Source organism: Glycomyces sp. L485 (assembly GCF_022548875.1).
Classification (GTDB): Bacteria; Actinomycetota; Actinomycetes; order Mycobacteriales; family Micromonosporaceae; genus Glycomyces.
The window spans coordinates 93,875-117,516 of the sequence record NZ_JAKZEW010000006.1; the positions used below are offsets into that span (position 1 = coordinate 93,875).

24 protein-coding genes are annotated in these 23,642 nt (G+C 70.2%); 12 read left to right on the top strand and 12 right to left on the bottom strand.

All coding sequences use genetic code 11. The features are described from left to right. Positions 1-23 precede the first annotated feature (23 nt). Positions 24-761: a M50 family metallopeptidase gene (locus L0U85_RS05735; protein WP_241376797.1), complete on the bottom strand. Its 738-nt coding sequence runs from the start codon at positions 759-761 to the stop codon at positions 24-26. Between the two features lie 101 nt (positions 762-862). Here L0U85_RS05735 and L0U85_RS05740 point away from each other — a divergent pair, with 101 nt between their 5' ends. The 3 genes from L0U85_RS05740 to L0U85_RS05750 all read left to right on the top strand — a co-directional run bounded on the left by L0U85_RS05740 (position 863) and on the right by L0U85_RS05750 (position 3,959). After that, on the top strand, positions 863-1,315 hold the full coding sequence (locus L0U85_RS05740) for a hypothetical protein (RefSeq protein WP_241376798.1): 453 nt from the start codon (positions 863-865) through the stop codon (positions 1,313-1,315). A gap of 204 nt (positions 1,316-1,519) precedes the next feature. After that, entirely contained in the window at positions 1,520-2,932 is a 1,413-nt protein-coding gene (locus L0U85_RS05745) for a carbohydrate-binding protein (protein ID WP_241376799.1), read from the top strand. A gap of 10 nt (positions 2,933-2,942) precedes the next feature. Continuing rightward, on the top strand, positions 2,943-3,959 hold the full coding sequence (locus L0U85_RS05750; protein WP_241376800.1) for a LacI family DNA-binding transcriptional regulator: 1,017 nt from the start codon (positions 2,943-2,945) through the stop codon (positions 3,957-3,959). A gap of 4 nt (positions 3,960-3,963) precedes the next feature. Here the strand turns inward: L0U85_RS05750 and L0U85_RS05755 are convergent, their stop codons facing one another. Continuing rightward, a complete protein-coding gene (locus tag L0U85_RS05755; RefSeq protein WP_241376801.1) occupies positions 3,964-4,107 on the bottom strand; it encodes a GPGG-motif small membrane protein in 144 nt (47 codons plus the stop codon). 133 nt (positions 4,108-4,240) lie between these two features. Between L0U85_RS05755 and L0U85_RS05760 the strand changes: the two genes are divergently transcribed. The 5 genes from L0U85_RS05760 to L0U85_RS05780 all read left to right on the top strand — a co-directional run bounded on the left by L0U85_RS05760 (position 4,241) and on the right by L0U85_RS05780 (position 9,518). After that, positions 4,241-5,758 carry a bifunctional 3'-5' exonuclease/DNA polymerase gene (locus L0U85_RS05760; RefSeq protein WP_241376802.1) on the top strand — a complete coding sequence of 506 codons (1,518 nt, stop codon included), beginning with the start codon at positions 4,241-4,243 and terminating at the stop codon, positions 5,756-5,758. Positions 5,759-5,877: 119 nt separating this feature from the next. Beyond that, a complete protein-coding gene (locus tag L0U85_RS05765; protein WP_241376803.1) occupies positions 5,878-6,798 on the top strand; it encodes an ABC transporter ATP-binding protein in 921 nt (306 codons plus the stop codon). Beyond that, positions 6,798-7,622, top strand: a complete 825-nt coding sequence (locus L0U85_RS05770; RefSeq protein WP_241376804.1) for an ABC transporter permease subunit — start codon at positions 6,798-6,800, stop codon at positions 7,620-7,622. Before L0U85_RS05765 ends, L0U85_RS05770 begins: the two co-directional genes overlap by 1 nt. A 10-nt stretch (positions 7,623-7,632) precedes the next feature. After that, a complete protein-coding gene (locus L0U85_RS21120; RefSeq protein ID WP_241376805.1) occupies positions 7,633-8,841 on the top strand; it encodes a histidine kinase in 1,209 nt (402 codons plus the stop codon). Beyond that, entirely contained in the window at positions 8,838-9,518 is a 681-nt protein-coding gene (locus tag L0U85_RS05780; RefSeq protein WP_241376806.1) for a response regulator transcription factor, read from the top strand. Before L0U85_RS21120 ends, L0U85_RS05780 begins: the two co-directional genes overlap by 4 nt. 7 nt (positions 9,519-9,525) lie before the next feature. On the opposite strand, the gene L0U85_RS05785 is transcribed toward L0U85_RS05780, so the two are convergent. Beyond that, positions 9,526-10,104 (bottom strand): GNAT family N-acetyltransferase, encoded by a 579-nt coding sequence (locus L0U85_RS05785; protein ID WP_241376807.1) that lies wholly within the window; start codon positions 10,102-10,104, stop codon positions 9,526-9,528. Positions 10,105-10,224: 120 nt separating this feature from the next. On the opposite strand from L0U85_RS05785, the gene L0U85_RS05790 reads away from it, so the two are divergent. Next, positions 10,225-10,863: an HAD-IA family hydrolase gene (locus tag L0U85_RS05790; protein ID WP_241376808.1), complete on the top strand. Its 639-nt coding sequence runs from the start codon at positions 10,225-10,227 to the stop codon at positions 10,861-10,863. Here the strand turns inward: L0U85_RS05790 and L0U85_RS05795 are convergent. The 3 genes from L0U85_RS05795 to L0U85_RS05805 form a co-directional block, all read right to left on the bottom strand. After that, positions 10,842-11,435, bottom strand: a complete 594-nt coding sequence (locus tag L0U85_RS05795) for a hypothetical protein (RefSeq protein ID WP_241376809.1) — start codon at positions 11,433-11,435, stop codon at positions 10,842-10,844. The genes L0U85_RS05790 and L0U85_RS05795 overlap by 22 nt on opposite strands. After that, a complete protein-coding gene (locus L0U85_RS05800; RefSeq protein WP_241376810.1) occupies positions 11,432-13,117 on the bottom strand; it encodes a DEAD/DEAH box helicase in 1,686 nt (561 codons plus the stop codon). Before L0U85_RS05800 ends, L0U85_RS05795 begins: the two co-directional genes overlap by 4 nt. A gap of 520 nt (positions 13,118-13,637) precedes the next feature. After that, on the bottom strand, positions 13,638-14,060 hold the full coding sequence (locus L0U85_RS05805) for a hypothetical protein (protein WP_241376811.1): 423 nt from the start codon (positions 14,058-14,060) through the stop codon (positions 13,638-13,640). A 181-nt stretch (positions 14,061-14,241) separates the two neighbouring features. On the opposite strand from L0U85_RS05805, the gene L0U85_RS05810 reads away from it, so the two are divergent. Both L0U85_RS05810 and L0U85_RS05815 read left to right on the top strand, forming a co-directional pair. Continuing rightward, positions 14,242-15,159, top strand: a complete 918-nt coding sequence (locus tag L0U85_RS05810) for a sugar kinase (RefSeq protein ID WP_241376812.1) — start codon at positions 14,242-14,244, stop codon at positions 15,157-15,159. Next, positions 15,156-15,758: a bifunctional 4-hydroxy-2-oxoglutarate aldolase/2-dehydro-3-deoxy-phosphogluconate aldolase gene (locus L0U85_RS05815; protein WP_241376813.1), complete on the top strand. Its 603-nt coding sequence runs from the start codon at positions 15,156-15,158 to the stop codon at positions 15,756-15,758. The genes L0U85_RS05810 and L0U85_RS05815 overlap by 4 nt, the downstream gene beginning before the upstream one ends. Here the strand turns inward: L0U85_RS05815 and L0U85_RS05820 are convergent. The 5 genes from L0U85_RS05820 to L0U85_RS05840 all read right to left on the bottom strand — a co-directional run bounded on the left by L0U85_RS05820 (position 15,755) and on the right by L0U85_RS05840 (position 20,902). After that, complete coding sequence (locus tag L0U85_RS05820) at positions 15,755-16,270, bottom strand: adenine phosphoribosyltransferase (protein WP_241376814.1); 516 nt, start codon at positions 16,268-16,270, stop codon at positions 15,755-15,757. The two genes, L0U85_RS05815 and L0U85_RS05820, sit on opposite strands and share 4 nt — an antisense overlap. A gap of 68 nt (positions 16,271-16,338) precedes the next feature. Beyond that, positions 16,339-17,214, bottom strand: a complete 876-nt coding sequence (locus L0U85_RS05825; protein WP_241376815.1) for a carbohydrate ABC transporter permease — start codon at positions 17,212-17,214, stop codon at positions 16,339-16,341. A gap of 5 nt (positions 17,215-17,219) precedes the next feature. After that, positions 17,220-18,197, bottom strand: a complete 978-nt coding sequence (locus L0U85_RS05830) for a sugar ABC transporter permease (RefSeq protein ID WP_241376816.1) — start codon at positions 18,195-18,197, stop codon at positions 17,220-17,222. Between the two features lie 9 nt (positions 18,198-18,206). After that, positions 18,207-19,502: an extracellular solute-binding protein gene (locus L0U85_RS05835; RefSeq protein WP_241376817.1), complete on the bottom strand. Its 1,296-nt coding sequence runs from the start codon at positions 19,500-19,502 to the stop codon at positions 18,207-18,209. A 194-nt stretch (positions 19,503-19,696) separates the two neighbouring features. Further along, the gene (locus tag L0U85_RS05840) at positions 19,697-20,902 is read right to left on the bottom strand and encodes an ROK family transcriptional regulator (protein WP_241376818.1); all 1,206 of its coding nucleotides are present in this window, start codon (positions 20,900-20,902) and stop codon (positions 19,697-19,699) included. Positions 20,903-21,009: 107 nt separating this feature from the next. Between L0U85_RS05840 and L0U85_RS05845 the strand changes: the two genes are divergently transcribed. Further along, positions 21,010-21,987 (top strand): aldo/keto reductase, encoded by a 978-nt coding sequence (locus L0U85_RS05845; protein ID WP_241376819.1) that lies wholly within the window; start codon positions 21,010-21,012, stop codon positions 21,985-21,987. A 6-nt stretch (positions 21,988-21,993) separates the two neighbouring features. Here L0U85_RS05845 and ptsP read toward each other — a convergent pair whose 3' ends face one another. Beyond that, positions 21,994-23,637, bottom strand: coding sequence for a phosphoenolpyruvate--protein phosphotransferase (gene ptsP, locus L0U85_RS05850; RefSeq protein WP_241376820.1), 1,644 nt, complete (start codon positions 23,635-23,637; stop codon positions 21,994-21,996). Positions 23,638-23,642: the final 5 nt, after the last annotated feature.

The following is a 23,642-nucleotide window of genomic DNA, read 5'->3' on the forward strand; positions in this document are numbered from 1 at the left end:
CCGGCCGCCCGAACTCGGTGCCGCTACGCGGCGGAGAGCCATGTCCACTCCTCCACGGGCAGCAGCATCCAGGTCCCCCAGGCCGCGGCGGCGATGGTGAGCACCGAGAAGAAGAAGATCCACGCGCCCGCGGGGAGCGGGGTGATCCCGGCGAGCTGGTCGGCGTCCGAGGCGCCCGAGCTCCTCCCCCGGCGGCGTCGCGCGCCGAGCTCCAGCACGGGCTTGACCGAGCCGAGCAGCAGCAGCCACGCCCCGAGGTAGGCGGCGACGGTCTGGACGATCGCGTTGCCGTACCAGGTGGCGGCGAAGACGCCCGCTCCGACGACGAGCAGGGCCAGAGCGCCGTACCAGTTTCGGATGAACACGAGCATGACCGCCAGGAGCACCAGCGTCACCCACAGCAGTGCGACGATATAGCCCGCGCCGGTCAGGGCGGCCGCGCCGAGGCCGATGGCGGCGGGTGCTATGTAGCCGGCCAGAAGCGTCATTGCGGCGCCGAAGCCGGTCGGCTTGCCGCGTGAGAAGGTCAGCCCGGAGGTGTCGGCGTGGAGCCGGATGCCGGTGAGGCGGCGGCGCATGAGCACGGCCATGAGGGCGTGGCCGCCTTCGTGCGCGATGGTCACCAGGCCGCGGCTCCAGCGCCAGACGGGCGTGTAGAGGACCATCGCGCCCGCGGCGGCCAGGCAGGCCAGCATGATGCCGACGGGAGGGGTCTCCTGCGTCTGGGTCAGGCGGTCGATGAAGGGGTCGATGATTTCCACTGGGCCTCGGCTCTCGGGGTGGGACGCGCGGTGAAGGATACCGAACGCTCGCCCGTATGGTAGAGGTGACGGCACTTCCTCGACACGGAAGGACAGCCCCGATGGGCACCGACGACCGCCCCGATCCACATCTGAACTTCCTCGAACTGACCGACCAGATCGTGGAGGACCTGGCCTTGCACAATCTGAAGGCCCGCGAGAAGCTCCGCGAGGGGATCGCCTGGCTGGAGGCGCGCCGCCTGGACGCCACGTCGGCCGAGAACGCCGACATCGAGATCCTGCTGGCGCAGTGCCATGACGCGCTGCACCGGATGGAGTCGCTGCGCGACACCTATCAGGACGTGCGGGCCATCAACGCCGCCGCGCACGCCGAGCACGTGGAGTGGCTGGAGAAGCGGATGCTGGGCGGGACGGAGTCGCCCGAGGAGCTGCGGGCGCGGCAGCAGCGGCTGGACCGGCTGCGGTCCGAGCGCCGGGACCGGTTGAACGATCTGCGGGAGCACAGCAGAGAACACCAGGAGCGTCGTCCGGAGTCCGACGACACCGGACTGTGAGCCGCGCCGGCGGCGTGGTTTCCCTGAGTCCCTTGATTCGCGGCCGACAGCTGCGCTGCGACATATTGACATATCTCAATTTCATAGGGTACAACTGGGTCATACCTCAATGAGAGAGCGCTCTCTCACGGTTCCCAGCGTGTCGTTCACACCGGAGAGCGGTTTCTCAATCCATCGGCATGAGCGCCGAGAACAGGAGCCGCCATGACCTCCGCTCAGACCCCCGACCCCCGCAGCCCGATCCGCCACCGCCCCGCCGTCCGCATCGCCGCCGTCACCGCGGCGGCCGCCTTCACCGCCGCCGTCGCCATCGGCACGGCGGGCGCCGACGCTCCCCCGCTCCAGGCCGACCAGCAATGGGACCTGGTCTGGTCCGACGAGTTCGAGGGCGCCGCAGGGCAGCTGCCCTCCTCCGAAGACTGGCAGATCGACATCGGACACTCCTACCCGGGCGGCCCCGAAAACTGGGGAACCGGCGAGATCGCCTACCACACCGACGATCCCGCGAACATCTCACTCGACGGCGAGGGCAACCTCGCCATCACGCCCCTGCGCGACGCCGACGGGAACTGGACCTCCGCCCGCATCGAGACCAGACGCGGCGACTTCAAACCGCCCGAGGGCGGAACCCTCCGCATCGAAGGCAGCGTCCAGACCCCCCAGGTCGACGGCGAGGCCGCCCTCGGCTACTGGCCCGCCTTCTGGGCGCTCGGCTCGCCCTACCGCGGCGACTACTGGAACTGGCCGGGCATCGGCGAACTCGACTTCCTCGAGAACGTCAACGGCCTCGACTGGGCCTTCGGCACCCTCCACTGCGGCACCGCCCCCGGCGGCCCCTGCAACGAGTTCAACGGCATCTCCGGCGAGACCCACTGCGGCGGATCCTGCCAGGACGGCTTCCACGAATACGCCTTCGAATGGGACGAGACTTCCTCGCCCGCCCAGCTGCGCTGGTACTCGGACGGGCAGCTCTACCACTCGGTCAGCGAGGCCGACCTGCCCGCCGACACCTGGGCGCAGATGAGCGAGCACGCCGGATACTTCATCCTGCTCAACCTCGCCGTCGGCGGCGCCTTCCCCGACGGTGTCTCAGGCACCACCACCCCGACCGCCGCCACCGAACCCGGGCACCCGATGCTCGTCGACTACGTGCGCGTCTACTCGCGCGGCGGTTCGGGACCCGACCCCGACCCCACCGCCTCCGAGCCCGGCGAGCCGGGACAGGGCCACGACGCCTACGCACCCATCGACGCCGCCGCCTTCGACGCCTCCTCGGGCGTGCCGGTCCGCGGCTCGGCGATCGGGCCGCTCGGCGACGGCGAATGGGTCCGCTTCGACGACGTCGACTTCGGATCGAGCTCCCCGCTGGACTTCACGGCCCGAGTCGCCTCCGGTGCCGGCGGCGGCGTCAGCGGCCTGGTCGAGGTCCGCATCGGCTCGTCGACGTCCCCGCCCATCGGAACGTTCGCGATCGCGAACACCGGCGGCTGGGAGTCCTGGAGGGACGTCCCCGGCAACGTCTCGTCGGTCACCGGCGTCCACGACGTCTACCTGACCTTCACCTCGGGCCAGCCGGACCCGTTCGCGTCGGTCGACCGGTTCCACTTCCGCCGATAGGGGGAGCCCGGTGGTCACGAACGGCCTGAACCCGGGGCGACCGACCCTCGAAGCGGTCGCCGAGCGGGCGGGCGTCTCCAGGGCGACGGTCTCCAGGGTCGTCAACGGGCGGACGAGCGTGGCCCCGCACCTGCGCAGGGCGGTCGAGGCCGCCGCCTCGGAGCTGGGCTACGTGCCGCACGCCGCAGCGCGCAGCCTGGCGACCCGGCGGACCGATTCGATCGCGCTCATCGTGCCCGAGTCGCCCACCCGGGTGTTCTCCGACGACCAGTTCTTCCCGAGCGTCATCCGCGGCGTCGCGACCGAGCTGGACGCGGCCGGGAAGCTCCTGGTGCTCATCACGACCGGGTCCAGGGACGCTCGCGCGCGCGTTGAGCGCTACGCCGTCGGCGGGCATGTCGACGGGGTCGTGTTCGCCTCCCTGCACGACGCCGATCCGCTGCCCGAACTGGTCCGGGAGCGCGGCGTCCCGGTGGTGTGCAACGGGTCCCCACCGCATACGTCGGCGCCGTGCATCGACGTCGACCACGTCGGCGGCGTCAGGGCCGCCGTCGGTCATCTCATCGCGCAGGGCCGCAGCACGATAGCGACCATCGCGGGGCCGCAGGACATGTCCGCCGGGCGGGCGCGCCTGGAGGGCTACCGGCGATCGCTGGAGGCGTCCGGACGGCGCGGCGTCACCGCGATCGGCGACTTCACCGCTCCGTCGGGCGCCGCCGCGATGCGCCGGCTCCTGGCCGACGAACCGGACCTGGACGCAGTGTTCGTCGCCTCCGACCTCATGGCGCACGGGGCGCTGAGCGCCCTGCGCCAGGTCGGCCGCAGAGTGCCCGAGGACGTGGCGGTGGTCGGCTTCGACGACATCGCACTGGCCTCCTACTGCGAGCCGCCGCTCACCACGGTGCGGCAGCCGATCACCGAGATAGGCCGGACGCTGGCGCGCCGCATGCTCGCGCTGCTGGACGGGGAGGACGTCGAGGCCACGACGATCCTCCCCACCGAACTGGTGGTGCGCGAATCGGCCTGACCGGTCAGGTGAAGAGGCTGACGCCTCCCGGCCCCACGAGGAGGCCGACGATGATGAACAGGATGCCCATCAACACACGACCGCGGAAGATGACGTAAATGCCGTAGGCGACCAGGATGACCGCAAGTATCCAAAGAATGAACTCCATGCCTGAGGGCTACCCCTTCGCCGCGGAACTATGTCCGTCCGGGCCGACACGTCCCCGGAATGTCGCAGGCGCGTGCTTCGCTTGAACGGTGACGGTCGCGATAGTGCCTGGTCGAGGCGCCGAAGGGTGGACAATGCCCCTGCCCGGCGGCGCTGCGTACCATGAGGATCTCGCGGCGGCGGTCGCCGGGATCGAAGCCGAGCGGGCGCCCAGGTGGGTCCTGGCCGACGCCGCCCGCGACTACCCGCCCCTGCTGGCGGCCCGAGCACGACTGGACCGGTGCCGCGACCTGCGGCTGGCGGAGCGGATCCTCTCACGTATCGAGGGCCGCGAGCCGCCCGCGTACGTCGTGGAGACCGACCCCGACGCGGGCACGCTGTTCGAACGCGAGCCCGAGCCGGTCGACGGCCCGGCGCTGCTGACGAGACTCCAGGCGACCTGGCTCGACCAGCAGAGGCGCCTGCGCGAGGCCGACATCGACGGGCTGGGGATGCTGCTCGCCGCCGAATCCGCCGGCGGCCTCGTCGCCGCCGAGATGAGCCGGGCCGGCATGCCGTTCGACGTCGAGGTCCACGACCGGCTCCTGCGCGAGCTGCTGGGTCCGCGCCCCGCCAAGGGCATGCGGCCGCGCAGGCTCCAGGCGCTCGGCGACAAGGTCGTCGAGGCGTTCGGGCACCAGCTGAACCCCGATTCGACCAAGCAGGTCCTCGCGGCTTTCCACGCCGCGGGTCTCGAGGTCAAGACCACCCACCACTGGGAACTGTCCAAGGTCGACCACCCGGCGGTGGAGGCGCTCAAGGTCTACCGCGAGCACGCCCGCGTGTGGACGGCGTTCGGGTGGAACTGGGCCGACCAGTGGGTGACGGACGGGCGGTTCAGACCCGTGTACACCGTCGGCGGCGCCGACACCGGCCGGTGGGGCACCGACGGCGGCGGTGCGCTGCAACTGCCCCACGCCGTCCGCGAGGCCATCCGGCCCGAGCCGGGCTGGAAGCTCGTGGTCGCCGACGCCGCGCAGCTGGAGCCGCGGCTGCTCGCGGCCATCAGCGGCGACGAGGGCATGATCGCGGCCACGGCCGCCGACGACCTCTACACCGAGCTGTCCCCGAACCTCGGCGGCGAGCGATCCAAGGCGAAGATCGCCCTCATCTCCGCGATGTACGGCGGCACCGCAGGCGAGGCCGCGGCGCTGGTCGCGCTCATGCGCGAGCGCTTCCCCGCCGCGTTCGACCGCGTGGAGCGGGCGGCGCGCACCGGGGAGCGCGGCGGTATCGTCCGCACTTGGCTGGGTCGCACCGCCCCGGCGCCGTCGGCGAAGTGGTGGTCGCAGCTCAACTCGGAGGAGGGCACCCAGATCGCACGCGGCAGGGGCCGGTTCACCCGCAACTTCATCGTGCAGGGGACGGCCGCCGAATGGGCCCTCGTCGTCCTCGCGCTGCTGCGCCGCAGGCTCCACCAGGGCGGCCTCGGGGAACTGGTGTTCTACCTCCACGACGAGGTCATGGTCCACTGCCCGGCCGAGCACGCCCCGGCGGTGTGCGAGGCGGTGGAGGCCTCGGCCTCCGAGGCCACACGGACCCTGTTCGGCGAGATGCCGGTGCGCATCCCGCTGCGCCCCAAGGTGGTCGGAAGCTACGCCGAAGCGAAGTAGCGGCCCCGGGGGATGAGGCCGGAGCGACGCCGGTAGTAGTACCGCAGTACCAACGGCGCCAGGCAAGTTCAGGCCCGAGCCCGATGAATCCGGCCCTTCGCGGCCGTAGCGTCGTGGACATGATCGAAATCGAGCACCTCACCAAGAGGTACGGCAAGAAGACCGCCGTGGACGACCTCAGTTTCACCGTCAAGCCGGGCGCCGTGACCGGCTTCCTCGGCCCCAACGGCGCCGGGAAGTCCACCACGATGCGCGCCATCGTCGGCCTCGACGCCCCCACCAGCGGCGTCGCACGCGTGGGCGGCAAGCACTACTCGCAGTTCCGCTCCCCGCTGACCGAGGTCGGCGCCCTGCTGGAGGCCAAGTCCGTCCACGCCGGACGCAGCGCCTACAAGCACCTGCTGGCCCTGGCCCACACCCACGCCATCCCGAAGCGGCGCGTCAGCGAGGTCATCGACGTCGTCGGCCTGTCCGACGTCGCCGGCAAGCGCGTCGGCGGCTTCAGCCTCGGCATGGGCCAGCGCCTGGGCATCGCCGTCGCCCTCCTGGGCGACCCGGCCGTACTCATCCTCGACGAGCCGGTCAACGGCCTCGACCCCGACGGGGTCCGCTGGATCCGCGAGCTGCTCAAGGGCCTCGCCGCCGAGGGCCGCACCGTTTTCCTGTCCTCGCACCTGATGAGCGAGCTGGCCCAGACCGCCGAGCACCTCGTCGTGGTCGGCCAGGGCAGGCTGCTGGCCGACACCACCGTCGAGGACTTCATCGACGGCCGCGGCGCCGGGCGCGTCCGGGTTTCCTCCCCCGACGCGGCGGCCCTGGCCGAGTGCCTTCGGGGGCCGGGCGTCTCCATCACCAGCCCGCAGTCCGGGGTCCTGGAGATCCAGGGGACCGAGGCCGCCGCCGTCGGCCAGGCCGCCGCCGCGCACGGGATCGTCCTCCACGAGCTGCGCACCGATCGGGGCTCGCTTGAGGACGCGTTCATGGAGATCACCGCCGACTCCGTCGAGTACCACCAGTCCAAGGAAGGGGTGTCCGCGTGATGACCACCGCGCTCATGACAGAGAACCCGGCGGTCTACACGCCACCGGCGCAGTACAAGCTGAGCGCGGCCGGGCTGCTCCGCGGCGAGTGGACCAAGTTCTGGTCGCTGCGTTCGAGCTGGATCGTCCTGGTGTGCGCGGCGGTCTTCGGTGCCGGCATCGCCGTCGCGGTGGCCGCCACGTACGACGGCGGCATCCCGCCGGAGGCGGGCCTGCATCCGATCGACTTCACGATGGTCGGCGTGGGACTGAGCGCGGTCTTCATTGCCATCCTGGGCGTCCTGTTCATCACCGGCGAGTACTCGACCGGCTCGATCCGATCCACCATGGCCGCCGCGCCCAAGCGCACCGGGGTGCTGTGGGCGAAGGCCGCGGTGTTCGGCGCGATCGTGTTCGCGATGTACGCCACCGTGGTCGGGGCGACCTTCCTCGTCACCCAGGTGCTCCTGGACGGAACCGACATGGGCGGAGTGTCCCTTTCCGACCCGGACGTGCTCCGGGTGCTCGCCGGCGGGTACGTCGCCGCCACCGTCTACCTGGGCCTGCTCGGCCTGGCGGTCGGCGCGATCCTGCGCAACTCGGCGGGCGCGATCGGTTTCTACATCGGGGTGATCATCATCCTGCCGAACCTGGCAGGGCTCCTGCCGTGGGAATGGGTCGGCGACATCACCCCGTACGCACCGGGCAACGTCGCCAACGTCCTCTCGACCTTCGACACCGCGGGCACCGCCTTGTCGGTCGGCCAGGCGTGGCTGTGGATGGGCATCTGGACGGTGTTCTCATTCGGGCTCGCCGCGGTGCTGCTCAAGCGACGCGACGTGTGAGAATGCCGGAGTGACCGAAGCCGTGACCGCCCCGCACAGGCGAGGACTGTGGCAGCGGATGTCGGAGTTCGACTCCCGGCGTCCGCTGCTGTGGAATCTGGCCCCGGTCCTGGTGTACGCGCTGCTCCTCATACCGGCGATCTTCGTCGCCTCCGTGCAGCTGCGCTTCCCGTGGCTGCAGCTGGTGCTGGCCGCGGCGTTCATGGTGCCGGTGGTGTGGCGGCGGCGGTATCCGTTCGCGGTGCTGCTGAGCCAGTTGGTCCCGCTGATGATCGGCTACGCCTACGACCTCGTCGGCGCCGAGGGCAGCTCCGGAATCGTCGATTCCGCGGCCGGTATCGCGTTCATCCTCGCCCTGTTCAACCTCGTGCTGCGCTGCCGCCCGGTGATGCTCTGGTGGGCCGCGCTCCTCGTGCTGATACCGGTCGTGGTCGACTTCGCCCTGAACTCCCCCACTCGATCGGTGCCGAGTTTCCTGGGCTACTTCTTCGAGAGCGCGCTGGTCTTCGGGTTCATCGCGATGGTGGCGCTGCTGGTGAGGACCAGGCGGAACTACCAGGCCTCGACGAGGCACCTGGCGGCGCGCGAGGCGGTCCAGGAGGAACGGGCGCGGATCGCCCGGGAGATGCACGACATCATCGGCCACAACCTGGCGGTCATCAACGCGCTGGCCGACGGCGGCGCCTACGCGGCGGCGGCCTCCCCCGAACGGGCCAAGGAGGCGCTCACTGCGATCGGCGCGACCAGCAGGCAGGCCCTCAGCGAGCTGCGCAGGGTCCTGTCGGTGCTCCAGGCCGAGGACGTCGACCAGGTCGCCGAGCTGGCGCCGCAGCCGGGCATGTCGGAGCTCGAGCCACTGGTCGAGCGGGTCCGCGAGGCCGGGCTGCCGCTGACGTTCAAGATCACCGGCGCGCCTTGCGAGCTGTCGGAGAACCAAGAGCTGACGATCTACCGGACCGTTCAGGAGGCGCTGACCAATGTGCTCAAGCACGCGTCGGGGCCGCGTCGGGCGCGAGTGGAACTGGATTACCGCGAGGACGGGCTCAGCGTCGTCGTCGCCAACTCCGGGTCGCTCGTCGAGGACAGCGGGGCGCCGCGTGGCCTGCTGGGACTGCGCGAGCGGGCGATGGCGTTCGGCGGCACAATGGAGGCCGGGCCGCAGCCGGCCGGAGGCTGGCGAGTGGCCCTGTGGCTGCCCAAAGAGAAGGATCGAACGTGACGACACTGCTCATCGTCGATGACCATGCGCTGCAGCGGATGGGATTTCGCATGCTGGTGGAGAGCCAGTCTGACCTGACGGTCCTGGGCGAGGCCGACAACGGCGCCGACGCGGTCCGAAAGACCGCCGATCTCGGCCCGGACGTGGTGCTCATGGACGTGCGCATGCCGGGGATGGACGGGATCGAGGCGACCAAGCGGATCATCGCCTCCGGTGGGCGCAGCCGGGTGCTGGTGCTGACCACGTTCGACCTCGACGAGTACGCGTACGCGGCGCTGCGCGCCGGGGCGAGCGGCTTCCTGGTGAAGGACGCGCAGCCCGAGGAGTTGCTCGCGGGGATCAGGGTCGTTGCCGCCGGGGACGCGGTGGTGGCGCCGAAGCTGACTCGGCGCCTGCTCGACCGGTTCGCCGACCAGTTCCCCATCGAGGGCGAGGACGACGGCACGATGGCCTCGCAACAGCTGGATGCGCTCACCGAGCGCGAGAGGGAGGTCCTCACCGCGATCGGGCGGGGCTGGAACAACACCGAGATCGCCGAGCGGTTCCACCTGGCCGAGTCGACGGTGAAGACCCATGTGGGCCGCATCCTCGCGAAGGTCGGCGCGCGGGACCGCGTCCAGGCGGTCATCTTCGCCTACAATGCCGGGCTGGTGTCGCCGGACAGCAATCACTCCTAGCGTCGCGTCAAGACCGGCAGGCCGCGTTCGGCCGTCCTCCGCCTTCGGCCGTGTTGGCCGGGGTCGTCGGCACCCAGTAGCGGAGCTTCTTGCCCCGCTGGTCTTCGTAGACGCCGCCGTTGCGCTGGATGACCTTGCGGGAGGCGACATTGTCGAAGTCGCAGGTGATGAGGGCCTTGTCGATACCGAGGGCGGCGACGCGGGGCAGGGCCGCGGCGAGCATTGCGGTGGCGTGGCCACGGCGGCGCGCCGAGGGCCGGATGTCGTAGCCGATGTGCCCGCCGACGTCGCGGAGCCGCTCGTTGAGGTGGTGGCGGATCGAGATGCGGCCCAGGTAGGTGTCGCCGTCGGCCCACCACAGCATGGTCATGGGGACGAGGCCTGGCGGCGGGTCGGTGACCCAGCGGCGCTCCTCCGCCAGGTAATCGTGTACCCAGTCGACGCCTGCGCGAGCTGCGAACCTGCGGATCAAGTACCCGGTGAGCGATTCGTCGTCGTGCCCACCGCGTCCTTCGTCCATGAATTCGTGCACGGCCTCGACCAGGGAGGCGGCGAGGCGCTCGGTCGGCGCGATGAGTTCGGTCATGCCTACGACGCTAGGCGAGGCTCCCGCCCGATTCAACCGCATTTCGCGATGGTCTGGTTCACCTTTTGTTGGTAGCGTGGCGGATCGGAAGGTCAGGTGTTGCTCATGGATGCTGCGGTCGTGTTGCCCGCTGAGGTACTGCTGTTCGACATGGACGGGACGATCGTCGACTCGACCGAGTCGGTGGTGGGGGCCTGGACCCGATTCGCCGATCGGCATGGGATGGACGCCGGGGCGATCCTCGCCGTGGCGCACGGGCGTCCCACGGTCGAGGTGATAGCGATGTTCGCGCCTGCGGGCATGGACGTGGCAGCGGAGGCCGCGCGGATCGAGTCCGAGGAGGTCGACCGGACCGTGGGCATCGCCGAGGTGCCGGGGGCGGCGAAGCTGCTCGAGTCGCTCGATCCCGGGCGGTGGGCGGTGGTGACGTCGGCGACGCGGGAGCTGACGGTCAAGCGACTGGCCGTGGCGGGGTTGCCGCAGCCGCGGGTGCTGGTGTCGGCGAACGAGGTCACCGAGGGCAAGCCGAGCCCGCAAGGCTACCGGATGGCGGCCGAGGCGCTCGGTTTCGACCCGGCTTCGGCGGTCGCGTTCGAGGACGCCGAGGCCGGGCTTCTGGCGGCGCGTGCCAGCGGCGCGTCCACGGTCGTGGTCGGCGGCCACGCCGGTGACGCCGCCGCGGGTCTGCCGCGCGCGGCAGACCTGCGGTCGGTCGGGGTCCGCGCGAGCGGTTCGCGTTACGACGTCTTGGTCGGCTGACCGACCGGTTGGGCGGCGTCCATGCTGGCGACCCTGGCTGCGCGCAGGCGCCCGGCGAGGTCGCGGGTCGGTCCGCCGCGCAGCAGCAGCACCAACCACGGGTCGTCGTCCATCCTCGCGGCGCTCACCAGAGCGACGGCCATGATGTGGCCGCACACCTCGCGGGTGTCGGCGCATTCGCACGTGGTGGTGATCCGGTTGTGGGGTTCGGCGACGTACTTCTTGGGCAGCAGGCGCATGCCCGCGTCCGCCAGGACCTCGTCGATGCGTTTGGGCAGTCGCCCTGCGAGCAGCCCGGCCACGCACGAGGGCGACAGCGACAGCGCAGTCATGCCCTCGGTCCACGTCGGGCCGTCGTAGACGGGGATGCGGATCGAGGCCGCGAAGGTGCCGTTGGTGTCGGCGACCCTTCCGGAGACGACGCCCGGCTCGATCGCGAGGTCCCGGACGGCGGCGTGCCCGGCCAGCGCGCGGCCTTTGACGATGCGCTGGTCGGGGTAGTTCAGGCCGATGGTCTCCAGGGCGCGCCACCATTTGCGGCCCCACCAGGTCTTGCCGTACGGGTCGCTCATGCGTGGATTCCGTCCTCGTCGAGTTCGATGAGTTTGCGCAGCTGGGAGTCGTCGAGCTCGCCCAGCCAGTCCTCGCCGTTGCCGACGACGGCGTCGGCGATCGCCCGCTTTCGGTTGAGCAGCTCGTCGACGCGTTCTTCGAGCGTGCCGGCGGTGACGAGTTTGTGGACGTGGACGGTCTGGGTCTGCCCGATGCGGTGGGCCCGGTCGGTGGCCTGGTCCTCGACGGCGGGGTTCCACCACCGGTCGTAGTGGACGACGTGGGAGGCGCCGGTGAGGTTGAGACCGGTGCCGCCGGCGCGCAGGGAGATCAGGAGGATCGCCGGTCCCTCGACGGTCTGGAAGTGGTCGACGAGCTTGTCCCGGGCGATCTGGTCGAGGCCGCCGTGCAGGAACGGGGCGGCGACGCCGGCCTCGGCGGCCAGGTGGCTGGACAGCAGCTCGCCCATCTGCCGGTACTGGGTGAAGACGAGTGCCTTGGCGCCCTCGTCGACGACCTCGGTGAGCATCTCGGTGACGCGGTCGAGCTTCCCGGAGCGCTCGGCGAGGGCGGAGCTGTCGCCGAGTCCGACGGCCTGCGCGGGGTGGTTGCACACCTGTTTGAGTTTGGTGAGGAGCTTGAGGACGCGGCCGCGGCGGGTGATGCCGTCGCCCAGGCCCTCGTCGAAGGCGTCCCTGATGGCCTCCTTGTAGAGGCCGGCCTGCTCGTCGGTCATGGTGCAGGCGACGGTGGACTCGATCTTCGGCGGCAGGTCGGCGGCGACCTCCTCTTTCAGGCGGCGCAGCACGACCGGGTCGATGCGGGCGCGCAGGAGCGCGGCGGCGCTCGGATCGCGGCCGATCTCGATGGGGTCGGCGAAGCGGCGCTTGAAGTCGGCCTGGCCGCCGAGGAGACCGGGGTTGACGAATTCGGAGATCGACCACAGCTCGGCGAGGTGGTTCTCTACCGGTGTGCCGGTGAGCGCCACTCGCACTCTTCCGGTGAGGTCGCGGACGGCCCCGGCGGTGCGGGATCGGTGGTTCTTGATGGCCTGGGCCTCGTCGATGACGATGGTGTCGAAGGCGATGGAGCGCAGGAGTTTGATGTCGCGCAGCGCGATCGAGTAGGAGGTCACGACGACGTCGGCGTCGAGGAAGGGCTCGGCGTGCTTGGTGCGCTGCGGCCCGTGGTGGAGGTGGACGGTGAGCTGCGGGGCGAAGCGGGCGATCTCGCGCTGCCAGTTGCCGACCAGGGAGGTCGGGCAGACCACGAGGTGGGGGGCGTATCCGGCGCGGCGGACGAGCAGTCCGATGGACTGGAGGGTCTTGCCGAGGCCCATGTCGTCGGCGAGGATGACGCCGGCGCCGCCGTCGGCGGCGGCCTCCAGCCAGGCGATGCCGTGGGACTGGTAGCGGCGCAGGTCGGCGTTGACGCGGACGTTGCCGGGGTCGGAGTGTTGGGCGGTGATGAGTCGCAGGTTGAGGCCGGAGTCGGAGCGGAGGAGCTCGGTGTAGGACTCGACGAAGGCGCCGACGGCGGCCACGGCGGTCCACACGTGGCCCTCGGAGTGCGGGGCGGCGTGGCCTTCGGCGGGCAGTTCGGCGGCGATGCGGTCGAGGTCGTCGAACTTGTCGTCGTCGACGGCGCCCGCGATGCGGGCCCAGACGGCGACGGACTCGGTGATGTCGGGGCGCGAGGCCACGCGGGTGAGCGCGGTCAGGACCGGGCGGACCGGAACGGCGAGGCCTTCGACGTCGGTGAGTTCGCCGTCAAAAAAGAGGCCGAGTTCGCCGGCGGCGGCCTGTGGATGCTCGCCGCNATGTAGAGCTCGGTGGCGACCGGGTCGCCCGGTGGGAGGCCGAGTTCGCCGGCGGCGGCCTGTGGATGCTCGCCGCCGTAGAACAACAGCCGCCCATCTGCCGGTGAGGCGTGGTCGGGGAGGAAGGTGGCGTGCAGGTGGCTTGGCAACGAGGCTCCTACGGGTTCGCGGCAGACGAGCCATTTTGCCACAGGTCGAGTCCCTAACCCAAACTCACAGAGGTCGTTTGGGTGGTATTTGCGTGCTTTATCACGAAACGAGGCGAGCCCGGAGACCCACCCCACGTCGACCCCGGTGCAGGGCCCGTGAACGGGCGGGTCCAACTGCTGGTTGACGCGGCCCAGGCCGTCCCACCGGGCGATGGTCGACCCGGGCTGCACCACCGTTGGCCAATGTCAATGTGTCAATCGACTCCCGTGCCCGCGCACCGCAGCGACAGGTCGACCTCCACCAGGCCGCGGTACAGCTGGAGGCTCTCTTGGAGCTCCTCGGTGTCGCCGGTCTCAGTGCCCGCGACGACGTCCTCGACGCGGCCGGCGAAGGAGTACGCCATCGCGGAGAGCTCGGGATCCTCGATGTCGGAGGCGATCGTCTCTATCTCGTCGACCACGAACTCCGCGCTCTCGTGGTCCGCCTCGCCCGTGAGCGCCAGCGCCTCCCACGTGTTCTGGCAGTCCTGGGCGTACTGCTCCGCGTCCCGCTGGATCTCCTGCTCGCTCGGATCATCGGCAGGGTCCGGGCCGCCGACGCACTCGGCCAGCAGCCACAGCAGCGCCAGTACGCCGATCACCCAGGCGAAGATCTTTGTGAGGAGCACACCGGTCATGGTTCCCCCGACTCCCTCCCCACGAAACTTGCGAGCCGAACCCGATTCCGCGGAAGCTCGCGAGCCGGACGTTCGTACCACGGAGGCCCGGTTTCGAGTCTAACGCGGATATCGATCGGTGCGGATGCGCGGGACGGGATCCCCCGGTAGTCTGGGCCTCCCCACCGTGATGGAGTCGCCAATGGAAGTACTGTGCCTCGGCGAGTCGATGGTCGTGCTCGCCCCCACCGCCGCAGCCTCCCTGCGCCACGCCGCCGACCTGCGCGCGGGCGTCGCCGGAGCCGAGTCCAACGTCGCGATCAGCCTCGCCCTGCTCGGCGTCCACGCCGGCTGGCGGGGCAAGGTCGGCGACGACCCCTTCGGCCGCCGCATCCTCGACGTGCTGCGCGCCTCCGACGTCGACTGCGACGGCGTCGAGGTCGAGGTCGACCACCCCACCGGCATCTACTTCAAGGACCCCTCCCCCGAGGGCACGAAGGTCCACTACTACCGGGCCGGCTCGGCCGCCTCCACAATGGCGCCCGGCCTCCTCACCGACGTCGAGCCCCCGAGGCTCCTGCATCTCTCCGGCATCACCCCGGCATTGTCGGACGGCTGCGCCGAACTCATCCGCGAGCTCGTCATCGACCGCGCCCTCGCCCCCGCCGAAGTAAGCTTCGACGTCAACTACCGGCCCGCGCTGTGGCCGGTCGAGGTCGCGGCGCCGGTCCTGGCGCCGCTGGCCGACGCCGCCGACCTCACCTTCGTCGGCCTCGACGAGGCCGAGACCCTCTGGGGCTGCAAGAGCGCCGACGAGGTCCGCGAGCGGCTCCCGGGAGTGGAGACCCTGGTGGTCAAGGACGGCGGCATCGGGGTGACCTGCTTCCAAGGAGACCGACGCTTCTACTCCCCCGCCGAGCCGGTCGAGGTCATCGAACCGGTCGGCGCCGGCGACGCCTTCGCCTCCGGGTTCCTCCACGGCCGCCTCAAGGGCGCCTCCCCCGACGGGTGCATGCGCCTGGGCCATCGGCTCGCCGCCGGAGCCCTCCAGACCATCGGCGACCTCGCCGCGCCCCCACCACCGCAGACCGTCAAATCCATCCTGGAGCAGCAGATATGACTCGAACCGACTTCGACTCCCTCTTCGCCGGCCAGCGCGTGATGGCCATCCTGCGCGGGCTGCCGCCCGAGGAGACCGTCGCACTGGCCGAGACCGCATGGGACGGCGGCGTCGAACTCGTCGAGGTTCCGATCGGCCAGAAGGGCCAGGAGGCGGCTCTCGCGGCCGCCGTCGAGGCCGGTGCGAAGCGCGGGCACCTCGTCGGCGCCGGGACGGTCGTCTCGACCGACCACGTGGCCCGCGCCCACGAGGCCGGGGCGGCTTACACCGTCGCGCCGGGGCTCGACGAGACGGTCCTGGAGGCCTCGCGGTACGCCGGACTGCAGCACCTGCCCGGCGTGGCGACCGCCTCCGAGCTCCAGAGGGCCGCGAGGCTCGGCTGCCGCTGGGTGAAGGTCTTCCCGGCCTCCGCTCTGGGTCCGGGCTGGTTCAAAGCCATGGGAGGGCCGTTCCCGGACATGCGGTTCGTGGCCACCGGCGGCGTCGCAGTGAGTGAGGTGGGCACGTACCTGCGAGCCGGTGCCTCTGTCTGCGGGATCGGGTCGGCGCTGGCCGACCCGGAGCAGCTGGCGCTACTGGCGGAGCAGCCCGGGGACTAGACCTTGCCGAGCAGTGAGATGACGGGGTGGCCGTCGAGGCGGTCGCGTCCCGACAGCGCCCCTATCTCCAGCAGTGCGGCGCAGGCGGCGACGGTGCCGCCGAGTCCCTCGACCAGGCGGACGCCGGCGGCCATGGACTCGCCGGTGGCGATGACGTCGTCGACGAGGAGGATGCGGTCGCCGGGCGCGACGGCGTCGGCGTGCATCTCGACGCTGACCGCGGCGTACTCGCCGCGGTAGGTCTCGACGGCGGCCGAGCGCGGGAGTTTGCCGGCCTTGCGTATGGGGATCAGCGGCTTGGCGGTGCGATCGGCCAGCGGCGCGGCCCAGAGGAACCCTCGGGCGTCGAAAGCGGCGATCGCGTCGTACGGGTGGGCCCCGCACGCCGACTCGAGGTCGTCGATCGAGGCGCGGAACGCCTCGGGGGAGGCCAGCAGCGGCGTGATGTCGCGGAATCCGACTCCCGGTTCGGGGAAGTCGGGCACGACGGGCACATAGTCGGTCAGATCCACGCCCGCAAGCCTATCCGGTCGGCGTGCCGACTACCCCCGACCGGTGGCCGGGGGTAGTCGGCCGCAATTCAGCCTTTCAGACCGGTCTGCGCCACTCCCTGCACCAGGAAGCGCTGGAGGAACAGGAAGACGAAGATCAGCGGCAAGATCGCGACCGCGGCGGCCAGGAACAACTGCGGCAGGTTCACCGTCTGGGCCGTGAGGAAGGTCGACAGCGCCACCTGAACAGTCCAGGAGTCCGGTGAGCGCCCGATGACCAGCGGCCACAGGAAGGAGTTCCACGACGTCACGAACGTGATCACCGCGATCGCTGCCAGGAAGCCCTTCGAGTTCGGGATCACGATGCGCCAGAACGCGCCCCAGTAGCCCAGCCCGTCGACTCGGGCGGCCTCCTCGAGCTCCTTGGGGAAGCTCAGGAAGTACTGGCGGCACAGGAACGCGACGAAGCCGTTGAACAGGGTCGGGATGATCAGGCCACGAAGGTCCGAGACCCAGCCGAGGCTGGAGACCATCACGAAGCTGGGCACGAACGTGATCGCGCTCGGGACCATCAGCGTGGCCAGGATCGCGTAGAAGACCTTGTCGGCGTGCCGGTTCGGGATCCGGGCGAGGCCGTATCCGGCCGTCGTGCACAGGAACAGTGTTCCGATCGTGGTGAGCACGGCGACCACCGTGGAGTTCCACACGCTTCGCGCCATCGGGACCATCGGGTTGTTGAACAGCTCGGGGATGGCGCCCCACTGGATGTCGGTGGGAAACCACATCCATCCCGGCGAGGTGATGTCCTGCGTGGTGGCCAGGGCGTTGCGCACGATCAGGTAGAACGGGATCAGGAACACCACCGCGAGCAGGCACAGTCCCGCGAAGTTGAACCAGCGCGCGGCAGGCGTGCTCTCTCCCGGCTTGTAGACGGCCCGTTTCAGCCGCTTCTGAGTCGACACCATGTCGGTCACCGTCCTTCCGGTTTGCCGAAGCCGAGGATCTTGCCCTGGAGCAGCGTCACGATCGCGATGAGCAGGGCCAGGATGAGCGCCCCGGCCGAACCGCGGCCCATGTCCTGGACCGTCCCCAGCGCGGTGTTGTAGAGGTAGATCAGGGGCGTACGGGCATACGGCACATTGCCGTTGTTGGGCAACAGGTTGTAGAACTCGTCGAAGGCCTGGTAGGCCTGGATGAGGACCAGCATCAGCACCGCCACCGAGGTGGCCCGCAGCTGCGGCAGGGTGATGTGCCAGAAGGTCTGCCAGCCGGGCTTGGCCCCGTCGACGTAGGCGGCCTCGTAGAGGTGGACCGGTATCTGCTGGAGCGCCGCGATGAACAGGATCATGTAGAAGCCGCACTGGATCCACAGGCGAAGCGTCGCGATGACCAGCCAGAACCAGGGCGGGCTGTTTCCGAACAGCCACGGGATCGACTCGATCCCGAACCATCCGAGGACGGTGTTGACCATGCCGTAGCGCACACCGGTGAAGATCGACATCTTCCAAACCAGTGAAGCCACCACATAGGAGCAGGCGAACGGCAGGAAGAACACCGAGCGGAAGAACGCCTGCATGATCGGGACCTTGTTGACCGCCAACGCAAGTCCGAGCGAGCCCGCGAAGGTCAGCGGAACGATGATCGCCGAGAACACCGTGAAGGTGATCAGGCTGCGCCGGAAGTTCGCGTCGGAGAACATCGTGACGAAGTTGTCGAACCCTACGAAGTCTTCGGCGGCAGGTGTGACTGTGTTGCGCGCGTCGAAGAACGACAGGTAGGTCGACCAGCCGACCGGGATGTAGGTGAAGATGAGCAGGCCGAGCAGGAACGGCCCGACGAAGTACCAGAATGCGAGGTTGCGGCCGCCGAACGATCGGCGGCGGCGAGGGCGCCGAGACGCCTCCGCTGCCGCCGATGCCGGTTCGGCCGTCTGTTGGGGGACGGCCACGTGATTCTCCTAGCCGAAGATGCCGTCGAGCTCGCTGTTGACCGTCTCGATGGCCTTGGTGAGTTCGGATTCGGGGTCGTTGCCCTCGACGACGATGTTGCTCATCATGTCGTTGACGGCGGTGTTCATCGCTGGGGTCCAGTTGGGGTCGTCAGCCCAGCCGTACTCCTCCGAGATGGCGACGGCGTCCGCGGCCGGTCCCGAGGTCAGCTGGTCGGCCTTGGCCCGCAGCGACTTCCGGGACGGAATGTGGAAGCCGTAGCTGAGACACCAGTCCAGGATGTACTCCTCGTTGTCGACCCACAGCCACTTGGTGAAGGCTTTGGCCGCCTCCACGTTGGGGCCGTTGGCGTTGACGAAGGTGGACCAGCCGCCGTTGTAGACCGTCGGCGAACCGCCGGCGAAAGCCGGGCAGGGGAAGACCCCCACGTCGTCACCGAGGTTCTCCAGCAGTGCAGGCATCGTCCACAGGCCGGTCCACGACATGGCGGTCAGGCCCTGGATCATCGAGGACGGGTCCCACCAGGAGGTGGGGGCGCCCAGCAGGAGCGCGTCGGAGTCCTGGAGCCGCTTGACCGACTCGGCGCCCTCCAGAATGCGGGGGTCGTCGAAGCCGGCCTGCATGTCGTCCCCGATGAACGAGAGCCCGAGGCCCTTGATCATGTGCTGGCCCAGGCGGGAGGTGCCGCCGTCATCGGTGAAGTCGATGCCCTTGACGTCGCCGTTGGTCAGTTCGATCGCGACTTCGACCAGCTCGTCGAAAGTGGTAGGCGGCGCGCTGATGCCAGCGGCCTCGAACATGCTGGGCCGGTAGACGATGTACTGGGGGTCGTCGATCATCCGGATGCCGTAGATCGTGCCGTCGATGGTGTTGCGCGCGATGTCGTTCTCGGGGATGTCGTCCAAGACGTCCGCCACGATGTCGTCGAGCGGTTCGAGCTGGCCGGCTTCGACCATGCCGCGGTTGAGGTGGCTCTCGAACACGTCCGGACCGTCGTCGGTCAGAAGGCCCGAGGACAGCGCCGAGTCGTAGTCGCCCGGGATCCATTCGATCGAGACGTTGGCGTCGGGGTACGCCTCGGCGTATCCCTGGGCCGCCTGCTGGGTTCCCGCCTCGCCGTATTCGTGGTACCACTGCGACAGGGAGATCCCGTCGCCGCCTTCCTCGCGTCCGGTGTTGCCGCCGCAGGCGGCCAGGGCACCGGCACCGGCGGTCATGCCGCCGAGCGCGAGCATGCGGCGCCGGTTCATCATGAACTGGGCGAACGCTTTCTTCGAAGGGTCGTTGTTGCCTGAAGCAACCATGTCGTGCTCCTCGCTGCTTTGAGAGGTCAGAAGTTTCCCCTGCGGCCCAACGCCTTCGGCGATGCCGCTGAGAGGAATGGGCTTCCGTCGATTTTCATCCCCCAGTCTTGCCGGAGGTTGGGCCCTTTGTCAATGGGTTGAATTAAGTTTCTTCAGCGGACACGCTCCCATCTGCGTCTCCGCAGGCAGTCGCCTCAACGACGCGAACGGGCTCCCACGGTGTTGATCCTGGTGAGGTGTCCTTCCAGGGCGAGCGCTGCCGCTCCCAGGCTCACCATGTTGCGCGGCTGATGATTCACTTTGAGCTGCAAGGCCTTCAGCGTCGCCTCCATGCCGTGCTCGGGCAGGCTGCGCTCCAGCTCGGGCAGCAGCGCCTCCCCCAGCAGGTCGGCGACCCATCCGATGACCACCACCAGATCCGGGTTGAGGATGTTGACCAGGTTGGCCATGCCGACCGCCAGTTCGCCCGCGACGTCCTCGACGGTCCGCAGCGCCGCCTCCTCGCCGGCCTTCCACGCCGCCGCCAGCGCCGTCATCGACTCGGTCTGGGCCTCGACGTCCGCGTCCCCACCGAACTCGCTCCAGCGCCTGAGGATTCCCGGAGCGCCGATGTAGGCCTCGATGCAGCCCTTGCGGCCGCAGCGGCACCGGCGGCCGTCGGAGTGGATGGTGGTGTGCCCCCACTCGCCGGCGGAGTTCGTGGCGCCGCGGTAGAGCTTGCCGTCGACTGCGAGGCCGACGCCCACGCCGGTGCCGAGCACGACCACGGCGAGGCGCTCGACGCCGCGCCCGTCGCCGAACCACAGCTCGCCGACCGCGGCGGTCTTGAGGGAATTGTCGAGGTAGATCGGCACGTCCAGGCTCAGCCGCTCCTCGATGAGGCCGCTGAAGGGGACGTCGTGCCAGTTCCAGTTGGGGGCGAAGACGGACACGCCCCCGGCGACGTCGACCTGGCCGGGCAGGCTGACGCCGACGCCGAGGACCTCGCGCCCGCCGAGCTGCTCGTGGACGGCCTTCATGCCGGAGTCGATGTGGCCGATGATCTGCTCGGGGGTGGTTTCGTTGATGTCCAATTGGTCTTCACGCTGGAGCAAAGGCGCCAGGGTCAGGTCGTAGACCTCAAGCTGCACGTAGGTCGTGGTGACGTCGATGCCGACGAGGATCCCGCCGTCGGCGTTGGGAGCCAGCAGCGCCCTCGGCCTGCCTCCACCGGAGTCCTCGTGCCCGACCTCGACCACGACGCCGAGCTCGATCAGGTCCGAGACCAGGTTGGAGACGGTGGCGACACTGAGGTCGGTCTCGCGGGCCAGCAGCTGCCGAGAAGTGGGGGTGTCGGCGATCAGATGTCTGAGCACCGAAAAGCAGTTGCGTATGCGGATATCGCGTGAGGTCGACTTCATACTGGAAGCGTACGATGAGCACAGCACTTTGTAAATGGGTTAGATGAAGCCCGGCCGAGTCGGGAACCCGGATGGTGATCGGTAAATCGCCTGGTTAGGCTCGGCGCATGGAACAGCGCATTTTGGGCAGGACTCGCAAGGACATAGGCATTGTCGGCTTCGGCGCCTGGCAGATCGGCTCGGCCTGGGGCGAGGTCGCCGACGAGGACGCGAACGCTGCGCTGGAGGCGGCGATCGCTTCCGGCGTGACCTTCTTCGACACCGCGGACGTCTACGGCGACGGCCGCTCCGAGCGTCTCGTCGGCGCCCTCCGGAAGCGCCACCCGCACATCACCGTCGCCACCAAGATGGGGCGGCGCGCCGAGCAGAGGCCGGAGAATTACGGCCCGGACAACTTCCGGTCCTGGAACGACGATTCGCGCGCCCGCCTCGGCGTCGAGACCCTCGACCTCGTGCAGCTGCACTGCCCGCCCACCCCGGTCTACCACTCCGAGGCGGTCTTCGACGCGCTCGACGCGATGGTCGCCGAGGGTCGGATGCGCGCCTACGGGGTGAGCGTCGAGACCTGCGAGCAGGCTCTCGCGGCGATCGCGCGCCCGAACACGGCCACGGTGCAGATCATCCTCAACCCCTTCCGCCAGAAGCCGCTCGAAGCGGTCCTGCCGGCCGCGGAGAAGGCCGGGGTCGGCGTCATCGCCCGCGTCCCGCTGGCCTCGGGGCTCCTGTCGGGCAAGTACACGGCGCGGACGGAGTTCTCAGCGGACGACCACCGCAACTTCAACCGGCACGGCGAGGCCTTCGACGTCGGCGAGACGTTCGCCGGAGTCGACTACGAGACCGGGCTGGCCGCGGTCGAGCGGCTGCGCCCGCTCGTGCCCGAGGGCATGACGATGGCGCAGTTCGCGCTGCGGTGGATCCTCGACCAGCGGGGCGTCACGGTCGTCATCCCAGGGGCGCGCAACGCCGCGCAGGCCGGGGCCAACGCCGCCGCAGCCGACTTCGCTCCCCTGCCCTCCGAAGTCCACACCGAGGTCGCCGCGGTCTACGACGACCTCATCCGAGGCCAGGTCCACCACCGCTGGTAGCGGCGCTCACGCGACGGCCCGCCTCGCTTCAGCGGCGTCGCCGCAGGCCATGACGGCCCCGGCCAGCTCGACGCACTCGGCCAGGGTCCGCGAGGCGAGCTCGGCTCGCACCGCGGGCACGGCCGAAGGCGCCATCGACAGGCTGGTGACGCCGAGTCCGACCAGGACGCAGGCGAGGAGCGGGTCGCTGGCCGCCTCGCCGCACACCCCGACGGGCTTGTCGAGTTCGCGGCCGGCCTCGGCCGTGAGACCGACGAGTTCGAGCAGCGCGGGCTGCCACGGGTCGAGCAGTTCGGCCAGCTCACCGTTCATGCGGTCGGCGGCGAGCGTGTACTGGCCGAGGTCGTTGGTGCCGATGCTGGCGAAGTCGCAGACCTCCAAGACCCTGCCGGCCCGCAGCGCCGCCGCCGGGACCTCGATCATGGTCCCGGCCATGGCGAGTCCGTGCGATCGGCACAGGGCTGCGAAGTCGGCCGCCTCGGCGGGCGTGGCCACCATCGGCGCCATCACCCATATCTCGGCCTCGTTCCGCGCGGCGGCGGCGCTGACCGCGGTGAGCTGGTCGTCGAGCATGCCCGGGTGGCGCCTGGCGAGGCGGATGCCGCGCACGCCGAGCGCCGGATTGGGCTCGGCGCCGTGGTCGACGAACGCGAGCGGCTTGTCGGCGCCCGCGTCGAGGGTCCGGACCACGACCTTACGGCCCGCGAAGGCCGCGAAGACCGCCGCGTAGGCCTCGGTCTGCTCCTCGACGGTCGGCGCGGTGGCCCGATCGAGGAAGAGAAACTCGGTGCGGAACAGGCCCACGCCCTCGCTGTCGGTCTCGGCCGCGGCGGTGAGGTCGGCCTGCGAGCCGAGGTTCACCAGCAGTTGCACGCCGGTGCCGTCGGCGGTGCGGCCCGGACCCCGGCTCGAGGCGAGCGCCTCGCGGCGACGGGACTCCGAGCTCATCGCCCGCTCGGTGGTCTGGGCGTCGGGCTCGACGGTGACGATGCCGCCCCGGCCGTCGACGAGGACCTCGGTCCCGTCGCCGAGCGAGGCGGCCTCGGCGCAGGCGACGACGGCCGGCAGCCCCATCGACTTCGCCAGGATCGCCGTGTGGCTGGTCGGGCCGCCTTCCTGTGTGACCACGGCCAAGACCCGCTCCGGGTCGAGCCCGGCGGTGTCGGCCGGGGCAAGGTCCCGGGCCACCAGCACGAACGGGCGGCCCGGGTCCGGCAGTCCCGGCATCGGCAGCCCGAGCAGCTCGGCCACCGCCCGGTCCCGCAGGTCGTCGAGGTCGGCGGCGCGTTCGGCGAGGTATCCGCCGGCGGCCTCCAGGGAGGCGCGGAACGACGCGAACGCCTCGGCGACCGCGTGCGGGCCCGACCGGCCGTCGGACAGCGCCTTCGCGATCCGGTCGGCCAGCGCGGGGTCGCGCGGCATCATGGACTGCGCGAAGAGGACGTCCTTGGCCGGTCCGGACGCCCGCGCCGCGCGTTCGTCCAGGTCGGACGCGACCGATTCCAGCGCGGCCTTGATCCGCTGGAGCGTGGCGGCGGGATCGGCCTCGGGCCCGGTGTCGGCGGGCGGTTCGGGCGGGGCTGCGAGCCGGGCGACCGGCCCCGCGGCCACTCCCGGTCCCACCCCGATGCCCGTCATCTCGGCGGTCATGGCTC

What these genes read in the sequence shown, in the direction of transcription:
- L0U85_RS05840 (WP_241376818.1), bottom strand. Translation starts at nt 20,902, where the DNA reads ATGAAGTCGACCTCACGCGATATCCGCATACGCAACTGCTTTTCGGTG.
- L0U85_RS05815 (WP_241376813.1), top strand. Translation starts at nt 15,156, where the DNA reads ATGACTCGAACCGACTTCGACTCCCTCTTCGCCGGCCAGCGCGTGATG.
- L0U85_RS05745 (WP_241376799.1), top strand. Translation starts at nt 1,520, where the DNA reads ATGACCTCCGCTCAGACCCCCGACCCCCGCAGCCCGATCCGCCACCGC.
- L0U85_RS05740 (WP_241376798.1), top strand. Translation starts at nt 863, where the DNA reads ATGGGCACCGACGACCGCCCCGATCCACATCTGAACTTCCTCGAACTG.
- L0U85_RS05805 (WP_241376811.1), bottom strand. Translation starts at nt 14,060, where the DNA reads ATGACCGGTGTGCTCCTCACAAAGATCTTCGCCTGGGTGATCGGCGTA.
- L0U85_RS05760 (WP_241376802.1), top strand. Translation starts at nt 4,241, where the DNA reads ATGCCCCTGCCCGGCGGCGCTGCGTACCATGAGGATCTCGCGGCGGCG.
- L0U85_RS05825 (WP_241376815.1), bottom strand. Translation starts at nt 17,214, where the DNA reads ATGGTGTCGACTCAGAAGCGGCTGAAACGGGCCGTCTACAAGCCGGGA.
- L0U85_RS05765 (WP_241376803.1), top strand. Translation starts at nt 5,878, where the DNA reads ATGATCGAAATCGAGCACCTCACCAAGAGGTACGGCAAGAAGACCGCC.
- L0U85_RS05770 (WP_241376804.1), top strand. Translation starts at nt 6,798, where the DNA reads ATGACCACCGCGCTCATGACAGAGAACCCGGCGGTCTACACGCCACCG.
- L0U85_RS05835 (WP_241376817.1), bottom strand. Translation starts at nt 19,502, where the DNA reads ATGGTTGCTTCAGGCAACAACGACCCTTCGAAGAAAGCGTTCGCCCAG.
- L0U85_RS05845 (WP_241376819.1), top strand. Translation starts at nt 21,010, where the DNA reads ATGGAACAGCGCATTTTGGGCAGGACTCGCAAGGACATAGGCATTGTC.
- L0U85_RS05810 (WP_241376812.1), top strand. Translation starts at nt 14,242, where the DNA reads ATGGAAGTACTGTGCCTCGGCGAGTCGATGGTCGTGCTCGCCCCCACC.
- L0U85_RS05795 (WP_241376809.1), bottom strand. Translation starts at nt 11,435, where the DNA reads ATGAGCGACCCGTACGGCAAGACCTGGTGGGGCCGCAAATGGTGGCGC.
- L0U85_RS05785 (WP_241376807.1), bottom strand. Translation starts at nt 10,104, where the DNA reads ATGACCGAACTCATCGCGCCGACCGAGCGCCTCGCCGCCTCCCTGGTC.
- L0U85_RS05755 (WP_241376801.1), bottom strand. Translation starts at nt 4,107, where the DNA reads ATGGAGTTCATTCTTTGGATACTTGCGGTCATCCTGGTCGCCTACGGC.
- ptsP (WP_241376820.1), bottom strand. Translation starts at nt 23,637, where the DNA reads ATGACCGCCGAGATGACGGGCATCGGGGTGGGACCGGGAGTGGCCGCG.